The following is a 17,058-nucleotide window of genomic DNA, read 5'->3' as shown; positions in this document are numbered from 1 at the left end:
TCGGATCCTACCTGATGGTCTTGCAAGCTATTGCGCCGTTTCATTGAGTAGTATGCCAAGTTTAGAAATCGCATGAGAAGTCCAAAAAATACCATCAAGAGCAAGACCCGTTCACAACATGACAGATGAAGAGACGAGCGAGACGGAAGGCGGCGACGATCGCGGATCTAGTCCTGCTGCTCGCGGCGGTGCCGGGGTCTATCTCGAAGGCGAACTCGGCGCATTTTACCTTCTAGCGATGCTAGTTGGGACGGAGCCGCGCGGGTTGCCCGGAACCCGTCTTGAGCGGGTCCGCTTCCAAGGTGTCGATCTGGGATACGCTCTCGACGACTTGATTCTTCATGGCAATGCTTCAGCAGGGCCTTGCCTTTTGGAGATCCAATCGAAGCGCGAAATCACGTTCGCGCCAAAGGATAGCGTCTTCCAAGAGGTATGCACCCAAATCGCGCGAAGCGGAGAGGGAGGAGTTCCGGAGCAACAGCATTTGCTGGCCGTCGCGACACAGCGCACCAGCCGTTCAATCTCGGGGCCCTACCAGGACGTGCTCCAGTGGGCGCACATCGCGGACGCAAGTGCCGAGTTCTTCTCACGACTATCTGCGAAGGGCGTGGCGAACAAAGCGATGCGCGAGTTCGTGGCCACCTTTCGCAGCAATCTTGTCGCCGCCGGAATTGCCGATGACGATGAGGTCATCTGGCGCATTCTTCGCCGCTTCGTGATCCTTGAATTCGACTTCGAAGCGATCTCCCCACTAGCGCGGACCCACGCGCTGACGCTGGCGCGGAATGTCCTGTCGGAGCAGGATACGGCGCGAGCGGAAGCGCTGTGGAGCAATCTCATTGAGATATCGATCGCCACAGGGAAGATCGGCGGAGCGCTTGATCGCAATGCATTGTCGGATGAGCTGGCGAAACGCGGATTTCGGTTGGCGGGCGATCGGAATTTCGCGCCATCGCGCGAAAGGCTGGAAGAGACGGCCCGTCTCACCCTCGCCAATATCGGAGATAATCTCGCAGGGGTGCAATTGCCGCGCCTAGACGCCATTGCCAAAGTCGATGCCGGCCTCGATCAACATCGGTTTGTGGAGATCCGCGGCGACGCGGGTGTCGGCAAATCTTGGGTGCTTCGACATGTCGCGGAGCGTGTATCGAGGGAATCGCACATCATCGTGCTTGACCCTATCGCCACTCCGGAAGGTGGCTGGAGCGCCTTCGCCCAGTTGCTCGGCGTGTCTTCAACAGCAAAGGCGTTCTTGAGCGATCTGGCCGCCAGTGGCGGCGGCATCCTGTTCATCGACAGTCTCGAGATGTTCACCGACCCCGGCCGACAGCGAACGGTGAACGACCTATTCCGGGAAGCCAGCGCGGTACCTGGCTTTTCCGTGGTTGTAACCGCGCGTCCCGATTTCGGGGCGGACGGCGAGTCGTGGCTCGCTGAGGATGCGCTTACCGCACTTGGTGCGTCTCATAGGGTGATCGTCGGGGAACTCCTCGAATCCGAAGTCGAAATTCTGCGCGAGCGTGCTCCGGAACTTCGCGCGTTGCTCGCCGCTGATCATCCAGCCGCTCCTATTGCCCGAAACCTTTATCGTCTCTCGCGCTTGCTCAAAGTGCCCAACGCGGCAGTCATCCGAACGGAAGCCGTTCTTGCCGAGTATTGGTGGCGGACCGCCGATGGCGCACCAAACGGCGATGTGCGTCCGGCGCAGCGGATACTTTCCGATCTCGCCGAGCGCGCGCTGACGGGACAGGATGCACTGGAACTGCGAAGCGACTCCGCCGCCCGCTCGCACCTCCTGCGGTCTCTGACGCTGCGCGAACCGCGCCGCGATCACCTAACCTTTTACCACGATGTCCTGCGCGACTGGTCCGTTGCCTCCCGCATCCACGAGGATTCCGCGTATCTGGCGGGTTTGAATTTGTCGGTGCCTGTGTCCCCGCGCGTTGCGCGCGGCATCGAACTTGCGGGGCGGCTGGCGCTTGAGCGCGGAAACGATTGCAGCGCCTGGCTTGAACTATTGAACCTGCTGTCGCCCTCAGGCTCGCACGGCTCGTGGCGGCGCCAGGCTCTCGTCGCGATCGTGCGATCCGAGCTTGGGCCGGGTCTCCTTGAGCGCTGCAGCGACGCGCTGCTTGCTGACGGAGGAACTCTGCTACGAGAGCTCTGTGCAGCAATCAACTCGCTCGAGACGGTGGCGGCGGCCGATCTCTTCAAGGGATTGGCGGCAGGTGGCGAGCAGGCCGCGGTGCCGCGTTCGCTGCGCGCCAACACGACTGGATCGGCGGCATGGCTTCTGCGATGGTGTACCGATCATGCGGCAGAGATTCCGCTGCCGGCAATTGGAGCGGTCCTGGACCTGGTCCAGATCCAGTACCTGATCCTCATGCATGTGCCCAAGTTGGCCGGGCCCACTGCGAAAATGCTGTTCGATTGGCTGCTGCAGCTGGACATCCGCGAGGTGGAGCGGACGATCCCGGCTTGCGACGCGGGCGGCCGGCTCGACCATCAGGCGTATGGCAGGTTGGTGGAAGAGCTGCGAATGTGGACTCTTCTTCTCGCCAGTCATGCGCCCGAACAGGCCAAGGCTTATCTCCGCGCCGTGACGGCAGAGAAAGACCACCGCAAGGCTAACTCCATTCGGTCGTTCGGAAAGGTGCTTGCACAGGTCGCCCCCGCTGAACTTGCCGGCCTCATCACGGGCAGCCTCATTGAAAGCCAAGAAGAACGCTCGGAATATGGGAGGTCTCGCGGCAGCGCGTTCAGCTTTGGCGAGAGCGACTATTTACCCCCATCACCTGCCCAGCCGCCGTTTCTCGACCTGCTTGAAGCTGCGCCGGAGATTGGACTCGGGTTGATCCGGCAGCTGACACAAGAGGCAGTCGCCTTCCATTCGGGCGGCGCCGATCCGGATGCCAACGGGTACGCACTCGAATTTGAAGACGGGCGGCGCTTCTTTCCCTGGGCCCAGACATACTTCTGGTCGCGCGATCAGGCCCGCGAATATTCGGTCGCCTCGGCGCTAAAGGCGCTCGAAGCTTGGGGTCATATTCGGCTGGATGCCGGGGATTCGATCGACGCGGTGCTCGCGGACGTCCTTGGCCCCGACGGAAGCTGCGCAGCCTATCTGCTTGTTGCCGTCGATCTGCTGATCTCACATTGGCCCAAGAGCCGAGACGCTCTAGTTCCGTTCGTTTCCTGTCCTGAGCTTCTCGCCACCGAACGTGGGCGCCAAACGCATGATCAGATGGGCTCCGCGCTGCTCGCGATGGAGCGTGAGCCTGCCGGTAAGGTGCAACTCGCCGACCTTGCCGCGCGGCCATCGCGGGGCATGCCGCTCGAACGCCTGCTGATCGGCTACCTCGGCGACGACCCTGCTTCGCGGCGGGTTCGCACCCAGCTGAGTGCTGCCGTCGATGTCCTGGGCGATTTCAAAACGAACGCCGATTTCGGAGATCCGGCCTTCATGGGCGCTTACGCGCTGAACATTCTCGACTCGGACAACTGGATCGACGTAGAGGGCGGTCGTGCCTATCGGTCGCCGCCAGCCGAAGCCGAGCATCTCGCGAGACTGAGTGAGCAATCGAGCCAATTGATCCGCTCGAGCAACATCGAGGCGAAGATCCAGCTCGCAATCGACGATCCGGCGCGGAGCTCGACCGAGTTAGCCCGCGAAGCCCTTGACTATGCCGAGGGCGATCTTCCCGACGACAGCGATCCCGACACACTGAAAATGCGGTCCACACGGCTGGTTGCCACGGCCATGCTGGTGGCGCGCGACGGAGATGATGTTTTGCTCGCGGAGCATGAGGACTGGGTTCGCGCCGTGATCGAGCGTGCGCTTGCAGAAGAAGCCGATCGGCATGGCGGAGCCGGCAGTTCACTGCGGTTCAACAGGCCAGCGCTGGCTGTTTGCGCGCTCGTCCATCTGTGGCATCGCAAGCGTCAGGCGGCCGATCGTGACGCGCTGATCAAGCTGTCAGCCAGAGACGACCGGTCGACTCCGCTTGCCTTCGCAGCCACGCTGGAAACCATTCTCTCGACCGATCCACAGCTGCTGAAGGCGGCAATGCGCGCGGCATTCGCGAGTTGTCGCTGGCGCTGGCACCCCTATGATGAAGATGCTGGCGAACAGGAGCGCTACGCGCAGGAAAAGGCAGCGGCGGATACGCGCGCGGTAGCAGCTGAGATCGCTTGGCTTGACGGGGGTGCCGAACCCGAATGGTCGCCTTTTCCCGAGGATCGACCGCAGCAGCGCCGCCGCACCCGTCTGCGCGTGCCGGGGGCGCAGGATACCGTGGATGTCGATGCTCCCGCGCCTTGGGTGCCACCGTCGAAGCGGAACGCAACGATTCATGCCGACAGCCAAGCTGCGGCCCGCTGGCTGCAGCTAGTGACTGGTGCAGCCGGCGCCGAGATCGATTGGAGGGGAGAAATCGTCCAAGCTTATGCCGACTGGTCCGCGAATCTCAACGGACATGGCCTGCCGACCGAGACGGAGGTCGATGGCCGCAATAGCGACTGGAATGGTGAATTCTACACCCTGTTCGCGATAGCTCTCATGGATATGCCGCAGCAGCATTTCGAGGACGGGCTGGCGCTGGTTACCAGTCTGCCCGATCGACCGTTCGGCAACGTGGCGGAAACCCTTATCCATACGGCGGACGTGGTCTATTTCAACGACCCTACGCGGTCCGCGCAGCGCGCCGTCGAGCTGCGTTCTAGAATGGTCCAGCGGACAATGGCCCTGCGCGGTTGGCAATGGCTGCGAAACACGAGCGACCTGTCGGTCGACTACGACACCGGCGGGGTTGTGGCAAAACTGCTCATGAACACGCACAGCCCCTTCGCCGGCACAAAGAGCTATCTGGTGCCTGCGGTTTTCGACCGTATCGATCCGCTGCTCGACGCACTGCGCCCAATGCTGCCTGGCGGCCCGACGTCCTTCATTGCCCTCTGCACTATGAACATGATTTTAGTGACGCCTCGCGCTCGCCACATCGAGTTTCTGCTGGCAGCTATCGAGGCCTGGCTCGAGCGATCGGGAAATGATCCGACGATGTGGCTTGAGTTGGGAATCGGGCAGAAAATCATCGAATGGTTCGAACGCGCGAGCGTCGAGGAACCTTCGCTACTCGGCCCCGACCATCCATATAGGATGCGGATCGATACAGCGTTAGGCCGCCTGGTCGATTTCGGCGTACCGGAAGCGCACGAGTTCGACATGCGCATCGAACGGTCGGAAAGGTCGGTTACCGATCGCAAATAAGGTTGGTTTTGGTCGTTGAACCTGCAGTGACTGTCTCGACAACTCACTAGTTAACTGACGTGTAATTTGTGGACCGCACGAAGTCCCGGCAGGTTCTGGGGACTTTGGGAAGTGCTTCTCATGTCAGCAATTAGGGCGCGAAGCCGACATTCTGCGACCACGCGAAATAAGCGAATACTCCATTCCCTGTCTTTCTTCGCCAGGCTGCGCTGGACACGATCGCTGCTTGCATCCGTAGCTTGCTGACCTCCTCCTTATGAGAAGGAGGTCTCATGTCCGCGACCAGAATTCTATGGGGCCAGATCATCGCCGTGTTCCAGATCGTGCTCGTTTCGATCTGGAGCGCGACCCAATGGACGGCAGCAGCGCTGGCCTATCAGCCGGAACTGGGACCGCCTTGGTTCTTTTTGGGTGACTGGCCCGTCTATCCGCCGCCAGCCTTCTTCTGGTGGTGGTTTGCATTCGACGCCTACGCCCCGGAGATATTCAGGACGGGCGCCTATATCGCCGTGTCGGGCGGTTTCGCTGCAATCGTCGTCGCCATTGCGATGTCCGCTTGGCGTGCGCGGGAAGCGCGAAACGCTGAGACCTATGGGTCCGCACGCTGGGCGACCATGGGAGAAGCTCGGACCGCCGGGCTGTTGCGTGACGAGGGTGTCGTTCTCGGCCGTCTCGGATCGGACTATCTGCGCCATCACGGACCCGAGCATGTGCTGTGCTTCGCTCCGACCCGCAGCGGCAAGGGCGTCGGTCTGGTTGTGCCGTCGCTGCTTACATGGCCTGGCTCCGCGATCGTTCACGATATCAAGGGAGAGAACTGGCAGCTCACGGCGGGCTTTCGCGCGCGTCACGGCCGCGTATTGCTGTTCGATCCGACCAATGCTGCATCGGCAGCATACAATCCGCTGCTCGAAATTCGCAAAGGCGCCTGGGAAGTGCGCGACGTGCAGAATGTCGCTGACGTCCTGGTCGATCCGGAAGGCAGCCTTGAAAAGCGCAACCATTGGGAGAAGACCAGCCATGCACTGCTGGTCGGCGCAATTCTACATGTTCTCTATGCTGGCGAAGACAAGACGCTGGCCGGCGTTGCCGCCTTCCTGTCGGACCCGCGGCAGCCCATCGAATCGACGTTACGCGCGATGATGACTACGCTGCATCTGGGTAAGGCAGGTGTCCATCCCGTCGTCGCCAGCGCCGCGCGCGAGCTGTTGAACAAATCGGCGAACGAACGATCGGGTGTGCTCAGCACGGCCATGTCTTTCCTGGGTCTCTATCGCGATCCCGTGGTCGCACAGGTGACACGCAGCTGCGAATGGCGCATCGCGGATCTGGTCGAGAGTGAGCGACCAACGACACTGTATCTGGTCGTGCCGCCCAGCGACATCTCGCGCACCAAGCCGCTCATCCGCCTGATCCTCAACCAGATAGGACGGCGATTGACCGAGGATTTGCAGGCCCGACAGTCGCGCCACCGCTTGCTCCTAATGCTCGACGAGTTTCCGGCACTCGGGCGGCTAGATTTCTTCGAGAGCGCGCTGGCCTTCATGGCAGGCTATGGCATCCAGAGCTTTCTGATCGCCCAAAGCCTCAACCAGATCGAGAAGGCATATGGACCGAACAACGCGATCCTCGACAACTGTCATGTGCGGGTGTCGTTCGCCACCAATGATGAACGTACCGCCAAGCGCATTTCGGATGCACTGGGCACGGCTACCGAAATGCGGGCGATGAAGAACTATGCCGGCCATCGCCTGTCGCCCTGGCTTGGGCACCTGATGGTGTCGCGCTCGGAAACTGCCCGCCAGCTCCTTACGCCGGGTGAGGTCATGCAGCTTCCACCCGACGATGAGATCGTCATGGTCGCCGGTATCCCGCCAATTAGGGCGCAGAAGGTCCGCTACTATAAGGACCGGCGGTTCACCGAACGAGTTGTTTCTCCGCCGAATATTGAAGGCAGAGCACGCAAGACGCGTCCCGATGATTGGAGCGGCCTGCCTCCAATCATTGTGTCACCGGTGTCTGAACCGGCACCGGTAGACAAATTGGCCGAATTATCGTGCGAGGATGACGAGACCGAAAATGCCGGGTTGCGCCGACAGCCCGATATGGAACGTCATGTCGATATCTCACCGGCTCCCAAATCCGCGCCAGCCAACGAGTTCGAACCGGACGATCCCGAACCGGATAGCGATGCCGCGCGGCAAGCCACGGTGCGCCGTCAGATGCGGACCGTAGCGCGTCAGGCATCACTCGATCCCGATGACGGTATTGAATTGTGACGACCAAGGCGCGACTTTCGGTCTATCTCGACCAGGAACTTATGAGGGCGCTGGCTGCCTATGCCGACCGGCGCGGGCAATCGCGTTCGCTGATTGCCGAGGCAGCTATAGCCTCTTTCCTGTCACCCGATGGCGACGAGCGCCGCGAGGCGGCGATGACAAAACGTATAGACCGACTTGACCGTAAGGTGGCGCGGCTTGAACGTGATCTTGGCATCAGTGTCGAGATGATCGCGCTATTCGTTCGCTTTTGGCTGACATCCACTCCGCCACCGCCGGAAAGCGACCGGACCGTGCTACGCAGCTTGGGTGGAGATCGCTACGATGCCTTCATTGATGCGTTGGGACGAAGGCTCGCCAGCGGACGGAGGGTTGCTCAAGAGGTTGTCGAGGATCGAAATCCATCCGAGTAGAAATGAACGCTAGGTCGGACGATCCGGAACGGCAGGTTTCAGGAGGGCCTATTGAGATAGCGGACATCCCAAGCGGCGAAATTGTGGGTCGGCTTGCGAGACTTGCCGGCTATTCAGTGATCAGCCTTCGATGACCAGACGCGGACGGCCAGTTTCTCTGGATGCCATCACTTTCTCGACTACGCAAACGATCGACTTGCACTCTTTGAATGCCAAAGAGTGACGAGATTTCAGATGTTGATGACCGGATGATGCCATCTACATTGTTTGGAAAACCACTCAAGTGAGCGAGCGATGGCGGGGAAAAGACAACATTATGTGCCGCGGCTTCTACAACGCGGATTTCTCGCTGAGCTGGATGGCGAGCGTATCTGGTTGCACCGTGCTGGCGGAGCTGCGCGGCTGGTCGGCATCAAGGATGTAGGCACTGAAGACTGGTTCTACTCGCGTAAGGGGGCGCCGGGCGAACTTACGTTGGACGACGCGATCACCGCGTTCGAACAGGACTTGGGCAAGGATGTCGCGATCCTGCGCACAACGCCACCCGGCACCTCGATCGAGCCGGGCCTGGCCGCACGGATCACCGTCCATCTGGTCATGCGCACTGCGCATCTGCGCCAAACGATCGAGCACGGGATCGACGGCATCACAAACGAGATCGAGACCCTCTTCACCGATCCGATGCGCCTCGGCGCTATGATGGGGATCGACAGCCCGATGTTAGCCTCCGCTGTGACGGAGGCCATCAGCAGCACCGCCCAAGATCTCGTGCCGACGGGATTTCCAGCGCCGCTCAGCGAACGATTGCTGTCCTTCTTCGTGCGCGAACGCGGCAGCGAACTGGCTGCGCAAGCGGCCGCCACGCTCACGCCGATGTTCCCCACGTTGTTCAAGGATCTCGCGAGCCGAGTGCGCGACAGTCACAATGCGATCGTCGCCAAGCCGCTCGACGATCATGGCTGGGTCAAGGCTCTCACCGGCTTTCACTGGACCATCGAGGCCGGGGTTGACTTGATCCTGCCCGACGCCGTGGCGCTCGCACGCGAGACCGGACATTCACTGGCGCCGCTTCTGTTCACGACGGCCGCTGATGCCGAGCTGATCCTGTTGCCGGTGGCGCATGACCGTATTCTGGTCGGCCGGCGCGACACTGCGACTGACGTCGATCTGACGACCTATAATGCGCAGGCGGCAGCGAGTTGTCAGGGCTTCTTCGTCGCCGCAAGCGAGTTCGATGCTGAAGGCCTGAGCGCCACGATCGGCAGCGGTCCGGCGCAGGCGCTGGCGGCATCGATTGCCGAGTCCGTACATGACGCGGAAGCGGCGCGGCGTGATCACGACGGAACCGACCTCCCGCGGGCGCAGCCACGAACGTTTGCGCTGGCGGACTTTTCCTACTGCGTCACGTTGCATGATTTCGGCGACGATGTGCTGGCGCAGGAATATGCCGCTATCCTCCAGAGCGTGGTTGGGGCGCTATCGCGCGACATCCCGCTCCACGATCTCGATGGTGTCACCATCGCGGCCGATTATGGCGATGCGCTAGCGAAGCTCGATCGCGGCGACCCCGATCTGCCGCCGGTGGCCAGCGGTGCCCTTGGATATGGCATCGGCGTCGCCAAGCCGGTGACCGTGGTCCGCGATGGCAAGCCCAAGTCGCATCTCGTGCTGGCGGCTGGGATCGCCGCTGCCTGGACCTCGGACGATACGGACCTGCGCGCATCGAGCCTGCACCTGCTGATCAAGATGCTGGCCGGGATCGCCCATGGCACGCGCTATGCCGATGTTCCGCCGTTCACACCCGATGCAATGGGCCGCGAGCTGCACCTCGCCGTTGCCCATGCTACCAATGGCTATTGGAGCGCGAAACAAGCCGCCTTTGTCGATCCGGATCAGGGCGAGAACTATGCCGACCTGGTCATCACCAGTCTCGATTTCGCGCGGAACGAAATTGGAGCCGCTCGCGCGCGCATGGCAGATGATAGTGATGTCGGCGAAGCTTCGCTGATCGCACTCGAATGCGTCTCGGCCGCGCTCAACCATGTCGCTGACTGGCTGGGCCATCGTGATGGTTTGGCGCCTGATCAGCCCTTTGCCGGCGACGATCTGGCGGCAAGGTTGGCACCGTCCGGGCTCGACCATTGGCTTGCGCTGTTCGGGCGCGATCTCGCGGCGAGCTATGGCGAAGATGGCGCGATCGACCTTGCGGTCGTGACTACGCTCAGTCGCCATGTTGAACGCCTGTTCTGGAGTCTTGGCATCTATTGCTGGCCCGAGGGCGACGACATCCGCTGTGTCGTATCCGATCGGCCGCTGGCGCCGCTCCTGCTGCCGGGCATCGATATTCTCGAAGATGTTCCGAAGTTCGCTCCCGCGTCCCCCAATTTTCAGCTACCCTATGATGGCGAGAATGTGCTGCAATGACCGATGTGGATCTCAGAGAAGCCTTCGATCCCGACAAGCCGGTCAGCTTGCCCAATCGCAAATGCGCTTATTGCGGCGCCGAACTGGAGCGGAAAACCTCGACGCAAGACCATGTCGTCGGACGGCGCTTCGTGCCCGAGGGCACATTGGCGACCGGCTTCTTCCTTCAGGTGAAAAGCTGCCGGCCGTGTAACGACCGCAAGGCTGCGCTTGAGGATGATATCTCGATCATCACTATGCTCCCGGACACACGCGGTGAATATGTACGAGACGACGAGCGCCTGCGGCGGACCGTTGCTCGCAAATCCAAGGGTGCGTTCAGCCCGGCAACACGGCGACTCGCGGCGCAGAGCTACAACAAGATTGACGCCAGCATTCCGATCGGCGGCGGTGTCTCGATGACCTATAGCGGCGTCGCAATGCCAACGCTCGAGGAGCAGAGGGTTGCCCGACTCGCTTACTATCATGTGCAGGGTTTCACCCATTTCCGCTCATTCGACGTCGAGCGTGGGCACGGGAAATGGCTGGAGCCTGGCGAGTTTCTGACGCTTGGCCATCTGACCAAAGAGGATTGGGGCAACCAGAGGATAACGGCCTTTGTGGCAGCAACCCGAAGCTGGGAGCCGGTCTGCACGGCCATCTTGGCCGACGGCTATTTTCGGCATGAGATGCGACGCAAGCCCGACAGCGAACTGGCGAGCTGGGCGGTCGAGTGGAACGGGCGGTATCGGGTCTTCGGCCTTTACGGTCCCGCCGAGGAACGCGACGCGTTTGTCGCTGCGCTTCCCAAGGAACAGATAGATTTCGCTTGGGGCGATACCACCAACGGCTTTGCCTGGCGTGCCGAGACGCCGATCGCGGATGAGGACGATCAGTTGTTCGATCTCCCCGACGATTGGGATGACCGGCCGTTCGCGAAACCGCATTGGCGGCAAACCAAACCCTGAACAGTCGCGCGGTCAGTCCGCGATCAGCAGCACCTTTGGCCGTTTGACTCTTGCGGTGATGATGCGCTCACCGCGACGTTCGACGGCGCTGCGGATGATCGCTGGCAGCCCGTCGCGCCGGTCTTCGCTGCGCGACGCGGGCCGCCGTCTATGCCGCACCTCCCCGTCTGCTGTTGCGCGCTCGCGCGGGAGCGCCTTCACTGTCACCTCGGGGAGCGCCAGCGTCTGGCCGAAACCGGCAAGGCCCGATCGCGCTTCGATCGCGTCCACCACCGCCTGGCGTGCATCCGCCGGGGTTGGAATATCGGAGGCACGGTGCGTGGTGGCAGGCGCACACAGGATGGTCGAGAGCGGAAAGAACAGTGGCTGGAGCGAGCCGATACGCTTGTACGGGAGGCGCTTGGGCTTCACCTTGACTATCGCCTTGATCCGCTCGCGGATTTCCCAGCCACTGGCGAGCTCGATACCAGAGACAGTGCCGCCCGATGCGGTGCAGACATGCGCCGGATTGTAGAAGGCGTAGAGCGGTATGGTAGTGATCGCTTCCTTGCCCAGGCCGCGCAGCAGCGTCTGCGATTGCACGCCGCTGTTATGCGGATGGGCAAGTTCAGTATAGGAGCCGATCTCCCAGTCATGCTTGTGCGGCGTGAGCCGCTTGGCCTGGATGCGAAACTGGACGGCATCGCCTGATAGCGGATCGACAACCAGCAGATCGAAGTCCCCGCCGGTCTTCGATTCCGGCGGTGTCAGAACCACGACGCCGTTGCCGGGCAACGATAGCAGCGAAGCCGCGAGGATGTCGGTGACGCTGTCTTCGCGAAAGCGGCGTTTTAGCTTCTGCTCGATGTCGAGAAATTCCGCGATCATCACGGGCAAGCGGTCGGCGAGATCGCAGGACGACTCGAAGATTGGCGCGATCGCCATCCCGCCTCAGTTCGCCGCCTGATAAAACTCGAACCGGGCCGCCAGCCGGTCGTGATCGGGCCTGTCGACGAGATGGCCGGGCGTCAGAAGCGTCTTGGTTTCCATGATCGGGATGATGGGTTGGCGCGAAACTAACGTCCAGCGCTAAGTTTCTGGAATGCAGTTCGCAGCTGCAGCGATCGACGGTTCGTCGTTACTCAGCTGCAAAGCCGCTGATGACTGATTGATCGGGTGATCGACCTGAAGGGCCGACGGGTCAGGTCGGTCCTACCCCCACGGCAATTTGCCGGATCAGCGCGGCGCGAACACCCAGAGTGAAAGCGCTCCCTTATGGCCCTGCCAGTCTTGACCGACACGAATGAAACCGGATCGCGTGAGGTTGTTGCGCATCGTATTGCTATCGGTCGTCGCGAAGGTCGGCTCGCTAAGCTGCTGCGCGATCAGTTCGACGAGGCCACCCGAGAGTTTCTGCCCGCGCCGATCTGCATGGATCACGACGTAGCCGAGCTCCGGGGCGTTTTCGAAACCTGCGATTGCAACCCCTGCATCGGCGAACTTGTTCAGTCGGTAATTGCGCGATGGTTCCTTGAGGGCGGCAACGCCGGCGACGCGACCGTTTTCGCCTTCCCTTATCATGGTGACCATCCGCGTACGCCGGAGCCTTTGCAGAATCTCATCGACGGTGCCTTCAATCGCGCGCCCTTCCTTGATGAGCTGGGCGACGGCGCGCTGATCCGCTGGGGCGAGGTCTGCAAAGCAGCCAGACCAATTCCAAAGCCTGCTTTCCGCCTCGGATGCAGCGTTCATCAAGAGTCTCCCTTGGTCGTGGGCCTGTAGTAGATGGCATCAAGCATGGCGACGCGCGCATCCCAAAGTTCCATATTCCTACCCGTCGGACGCGAGGAAGTGTACCAAGGTGCCTGGCGAATTGGTTCAATCACCCGCCCCCAATAATTTTCGAGCTTGATGGTGGTCGGCGCGAAAGACAAAGCTTCGGCAAGGCCCGGCGTGTTGCCGCCGTTCACACAAACGAAAAAATCGGGGCGCTTCATTGCGAGGAGCCGGGTTGCCGGCGCAAGCCGCGCCGTTCGTGATGAATTCGAGAACGCCGCTGTGAAGGCAGCAACATAATCATCAAAGTCGGCCTCGGTAACATCGCCACGCCGCGGGATGGCATCGAGTGCGGCAGCAAGGGCGCCATCCTCAAGACCAATCAGCTCGGCAAAAGTGCCCGCGCCCCCCATCGAACCGAACCATCCCCAGTCGAGGCCGTCGAGGCCTTCCTCCTCGGCCTCGCTTCTTCCAAGGACACCTGCAATGCCCTTCGCCTCGGCGACAGTGACTTTCGCGAATGATGGCGTGCGGGAAAAGATTGCCTGGATCGCACGCATGAGCTTCATGCGTTTCGTAAAATCATGAAAGCGATCGATCCGCGCGAGCTCAACGAATTTGGACCATTCCATCGTTGCCAGCGCCGAGTTTACGCGGTTCCAGGTTTTACGTTCGTCCGGTAGTATAGGGTGCATCGGCCTCGGCTTGCTCGCTGCAGCTCTAGCTTGGCGCCTGTAGCTCCTCGCAAGGTCCTGCGTGATAGGTAAGCGAAGGTTTGCGTAAGCTTTAAGCTGCTCGCGAACCTGCGCGAAAAAGGGATGGTCAGCAGCGCCCTTGGCGTGAACGCCGGCTTCAAAGTTGTTGCCGAGCCCGCCTTTGGTGAAGTTGGAGCTACCGATGACGGCTTCAGCCTTCGCGCCGGACTCGAAGTAGAATATCTTGGGGTGGAAGCAGCCTGGGCGGTTCTTCGCTACGTAGGCGTTAGGAACATCGACGAGACGATCGATGAAATCGGCCTCGGTCGCTGAAAAGTCGACGCCGAGAAGGATCGATTCAAATTTCTCACTGTTCGCAAGCAAGATCTCTGCAACCGGAGTAATGCCACCCCAGGCGACCGCAATCGAAATACTGTCATGCTTGCGAATCAGCGCGGAGATTTGGCGCGCCGTCGATAATGCGTCCACCAAAGATATTTGCATGCCTCGCCCATTCCGCTGCCTTAGCTTACCGATAGGCATAGCGAGCATGACAAGCCGCGCATAGCGTCTGGGAGATCCAGCATGATTTCATTTCGGAGGTGTCTGCCTATCCCAATAACCACTATCCAGCATGGCTCGAATGGAGAGTGAGAACGCTGAACGACGGGCGCTTAAGCCAAAGGCCCACTTCATGAAAGAAGCACAGGTTTAGGATGACGATCAGGATCACCGAATGTCTGCAAAGTCGGCGGCTTGCGTCATGCATGGAATGCGCAACCGCGATAGCGGCTATCGCACTTGCCTCAGCGCCACCGTTGTCAATCATTCCCGATGGCTGCCGTCGTTGCGAAACCGCGTAAGCTCGTCCTCATCCTCCTCGATAATGGGAACAAGTAGATCCCAAACCGGGGGCGCTTCGCGGAACTGCAGATCATCTAGATCGATCAGGTCGCCAAGGTTTCGCTCGACGTCAGTGACTGGCACGATGAGCCGCTCGACGACCTCGCCACGCATGTTGCTTGCGGTCACACGAATTTCGATGTGGGCCGCCTGGCCGGTTCGTTCGACCGGCTCAATGACAGCTGTCAGCGCCTGCGATCGCCCGTGGCGGAAGTCCTGGCACCGATACTCTATCTGGATGTCCGGATCTTCCGCCTCCTCCAGTTCGAAACTCGCGCGATCCGTTCGAGCGAGATGATTGGAAAGCCGTGGGATGTTAGTGAGGAAATCACTTTCGGTTGACGGTGGCGGCGGTCCGAACACATCGACCCAATAGGGGCCGTCGTGCAGCACTGCGTTGCCCGAACGAAACTCGACGGTAACATGCTCGGCAGCGACCACGCCCGAGTTTTCGATGGTCACCTCGAAGCCATACTGTGAGAAGAACCGAGCGGCCCCGAGGTGGAGGTTGGGGATGTCGACCGTCTGTAGCCCTGCGGCATAGGCATCGTAGTCCTCATGATAATGCCGGTTCTCCCGTAACCCCGGCACCATGAAACCCCCAGTATTCTGCCGCGGATGCTTCGCGAGTATCATTCGCGTGACCGGCTCAATCGTCGCAGGGGGCAATGCCTGCAGATGGTAGCGGCTTATCGGGCTATCGCAGAGCATCCGGATTGCCACGCGAAGTTGGGGCTCATTGGTCTGGAGCAGCCGGATGCGCTGTTCCAACTCCGCCACCCGCCGGTCGGTTGGCGAGGGTTCGGAAGCGAGAAGCCAGCTTTCGTCAGGCTTGATTGCCTTTACCCCATGGCGACGTGCTGTCGCGCGCGGGCGACTATCGAAGCTCATCACCTCCACCCGCGCGACATCGTCAACCAAGGCGTGAAGTGCCTGCGCAACGATACGGTCGTCGCCGCTATCGCGCTCGAGGTCGTCCAGGCCTGCCCAATTGATCGGGCCGGCTGCTACATACGCAATGTCGACACGCACCGGCTGTTCGACAAGTAGTGTTGTCCCTCCATTTTCGATCGAAGGTTCAAGCAATCGGTTGAGGTCACGGGCACGCTGACCAAGGCGGCCATCGCGTTTGCGCGCGTCGACTTCGGCACTCACCTGCGGCAATATGACCAGTAAGATCGGTCCCTGTGAAAGCGATGACCAATCCAGCTGAGCCAAGGGGCGCGCTTCGAACACCATTTGGGTATCGAGCGCGAATACACGGTCGTAGCTGCTAACGTCGATTCTGTCGGTCATGAACGGATGTGGCACCACTTCGCGCCATGCAGCAAGGCAGGACGATGGAATTGGCTAGCAGCGAAGAGAATTGCTGACCCTCGTTTCAAGGATCAGAATATCCAGGGTACATCAACAGCGTGGGCGACGCGGGAGTCCGCAGCCCATTTCGAGAGGCAAAAGGACTTTCGACCTCCTGACGGCGCAGATTGCCCGAAAAAACGGTATCATGAACGGAAGGCAGTTTTGGACGATCAGGGTTTTGCGCAGGAACGACCGCTACGTTGGCGAAAGCTGTCGCCCTAAGACACCGCAATTGTCCTACGCAGGGTGAGCCGATCTCTACTGGGGTAAATCCTCGCGAAAACGGTCGAGTTGGTGCATTCTCTCGTGAAGCACGGTGACGATCCCGACCGCGCCATCGGACAGTACCCGCCAATAGATATAGTGATGTTCGTGGCGGCAGTAGAATCCTTCCACCCCGAACTCGGCCGGGATCGGGCGCCATGGAATTTTCCGAGCCGCGATTTCGTCGAACCGTTCGAACAGGCCTCGAATGTAGAGGGCGGCCTGCTCCTTACCCCAATTGTCGCGGGTGTAGACGTAAATTTCGTCCAGACGGCGGCCCGCGCGTTTCTGAACACGAAAGACGGCCATGCGATCAGCCTCGCGCGTTGCGGGCGATCACTTTCTCGGCATCGAGTGCCTCATAGGCCGATTCCGGCGCAGCGAAAGCGGCCGTCAGTTCGGCTTTCAGCCGTTCGAACCCTTCGGCTTCTACCCGCTCCTTGTCGCGCCGAATCAAGTCGCGGACATACTCGCTGACATTTTCATAGGCGCCGTCGTCGCCGATATTACTGGCGACGAATTCGCCCAGCGCGCCGCTCACACGGACATTCAGGGTCATGGCCTTGGGCATGGCATTGTCCTTCGATTATCCGTCCTCAACATAAGGGATATTGTGGACGGTGCAACGACCGCTCTGTCCGAGTGCCGCAGCATTAGATCATTGAAGGTTCCCTCCCGTCACTACCCGGCGGCCCGGGGTTCTCCTACGCCATTCCCTGTCTTTCTTCGCCGGCCTGCGAAGCACGTATTTTC

At 60.7% G+C, this 17,058-nt stretch carries 11 protein-coding genes; 5 read left to right on the top strand and 6 right to left on the bottom strand.

Annotation, left to right across the window (positions count from 1 at the left end):
• Window positions 1-118: 118 nt before the first annotated feature.
• The 5 genes from WYH_RS09765 (at window position 119) to WYH_RS09745 (ending at window position 11,329) form a co-directional block, all read left to right on the top strand.
• Entirely contained in the window at window positions 119-5,266 is a 5,148-nt protein-coding gene (locus WYH_RS09765; protein ID WP_046903681.1) for a hypothetical protein, read from the top strand.
• 272 nt (window positions 5,267-5,538) lie between these two features.
• Window positions 5,539-7,545 carry a conjugal transfer protein TraG gene (locus WYH_RS09760; protein WP_046903680.1) on the top strand — a complete coding sequence of 669 codons (2,007 nt, stop codon included), beginning with the start codon at window positions 5,539-5,541 and terminating at the stop codon, window positions 7,543-7,545.
• Window positions 7,542-7,958 (top strand): ribbon-helix-helix protein, CopG family, encoded by a 417-nt coding sequence (locus tag WYH_RS09755; RefSeq protein WP_046903679.1) that lies wholly within the window; start codon window positions 7,542-7,544, stop codon window positions 7,956-7,958. Before WYH_RS09760 ends, WYH_RS09755 begins: the two co-directional genes overlap by 4 nt.
• 294 nt (window positions 7,959-8,252) lie before the next feature.
• Entirely contained in the window at window positions 8,253-10,382 is a 2,130-nt protein-coding gene (locus tag WYH_RS09750; RefSeq protein ID WP_053833521.1) for a hypothetical protein, read from the top strand.
• Window positions 10,379-11,329: an HNH endonuclease gene (locus WYH_RS09745; protein WP_046903677.1), complete on the top strand. Its 951-nt coding sequence runs from the start codon at window positions 10,379-10,381 to the stop codon at window positions 11,327-11,329. The genes WYH_RS09750 and WYH_RS09745 overlap by 4 nt, the downstream gene beginning before the upstream one ends.
• 12 nt (window positions 11,330-11,341) lie before the next feature.
• On the opposite strand, the gene WYH_RS09740 is transcribed toward WYH_RS09745, so the two are convergent.
• From WYH_RS09740 to WYH_RS09715, 6 genes are all read right to left on the bottom strand, one after another.
• Window positions 11,342-12,253 (bottom strand): DUF6615 family protein, encoded by a 912-nt coding sequence (locus WYH_RS09740; protein ID WP_046903676.1) that lies wholly within the window; start codon window positions 12,251-12,253, stop codon window positions 11,342-11,344.
• Window positions 12,254-12,544: 291 nt separating this feature from the next.
• A complete protein-coding gene (locus WYH_RS09735) occupies window positions 12,545-13,060 on the bottom strand; it encodes a hypothetical protein (protein WP_046903675.1) in 516 nt (171 codons plus the stop codon).
• On the bottom strand, window positions 13,060-14,283 hold the full coding sequence (locus WYH_RS09730) for a phospholipase D family protein (RefSeq protein ID WP_156320116.1): 1,224 nt from the start codon (window positions 14,281-14,283) through the stop codon (window positions 13,060-13,062). Before WYH_RS09730 ends, WYH_RS09735 begins: the two co-directional genes overlap by 1 nt.
• A gap of 321 nt (window positions 14,284-14,604) precedes the next feature.
• Entirely contained in the window at window positions 14,605-15,978 is a 1,374-nt protein-coding gene (locus WYH_RS09725) for a hypothetical protein (RefSeq protein ID WP_046903673.1), read from the bottom strand.
• A 321-nt stretch (window positions 15,979-16,299) separates the two neighbouring features.
• Window positions 16,300-16,614, bottom strand: a complete 315-nt coding sequence (locus WYH_RS09720) for a type II toxin-antitoxin system RelE/ParE family toxin (RefSeq protein ID WP_046903672.1) — start codon at window positions 16,612-16,614, stop codon at window positions 16,300-16,302.
• 4 nt (window positions 16,615-16,618) lie between these two features.
• Complete coding sequence (locus WYH_RS09715; protein ID WP_179945405.1) at window positions 16,619-16,876, bottom strand: ribbon-helix-helix domain-containing protein; 258 nt, start codon at window positions 16,874-16,876, stop codon at window positions 16,619-16,621.
• Window positions 16,877-17,058: the final 182 nt, after the last annotated feature.

The sequence above is a fragment of the Croceibacterium atlanticum genome (genome assembly GCF_001008165.2).
In the GTDB taxonomy this organism is placed as follows: domain Bacteria; phylum Pseudomonadota; class Alphaproteobacteria; order Sphingomonadales; family Sphingomonadaceae; genus Croceibacterium_C; species Croceibacterium_C atlanticum.
The sequence above is the reverse complement of the archived record's forward strand: the minus strand, read 5'-3'. Positions and strand labels throughout refer to the sequence as shown.

Coding starts and splice junctions, on each gene's coding strand:
- WYH_RS09750 (WP_053833521.1), top strand. CDS start 8,253: ATGGCGGGGAAAAGACAACATTATGTGCCGCGGCTTCTACAACGCGGA.
- WYH_RS09720 (WP_046903672.1), bottom strand. CDS start 16,614: ATGGCCGTCTTTCGTGTTCAGAAACGCGCGGGCCGCCGTCTGGACGAA.
- WYH_RS09715 (WP_179945405.1), bottom strand. CDS start 16,876: ATGCCCAAGGCCATGACCCTGAATGTCCGTGTGAGCGGCGCGCTGGGC.
- WYH_RS09725 (WP_046903673.1), bottom strand. CDS start 15,978: ATGACCGACAGAATCGACGTTAGCAGCTACGACCGTGTATTCGCGCTC.
- WYH_RS09730 (WP_156320116.1), bottom strand. CDS start 14,283: ATGCAAATATCTTTGGTGGACGCATTATCGACGGCGCGCCAAATCTCC.
- WYH_RS09740 (WP_046903676.1), bottom strand. CDS start 12,253: ATGGCGATCGCGCCAATCTTCGAGTCGTCCTGCGATCTCGCCGACCGC.
- WYH_RS09735 (WP_046903675.1), bottom strand. CDS start 13,060: ATGAACGCTGCATCCGAGGCGGAAAGCAGGCTTTGGAATTGGTCTGGC.
- WYH_RS09765 (WP_046903681.1), top strand. CDS start 119: ATGACAGATGAAGAGACGAGCGAGACGGAAGGCGGCGACGATCGCGGA.
- WYH_RS09745 (WP_046903677.1), top strand. CDS start 10,379: ATGACCGATGTGGATCTCAGAGAAGCCTTCGATCCCGACAAGCCGGTC.
- WYH_RS09760 (WP_046903680.1), top strand. CDS start 5,539: ATGTCCGCGACCAGAATTCTATGGGGCCAGATCATCGCCGTGTTCCAG.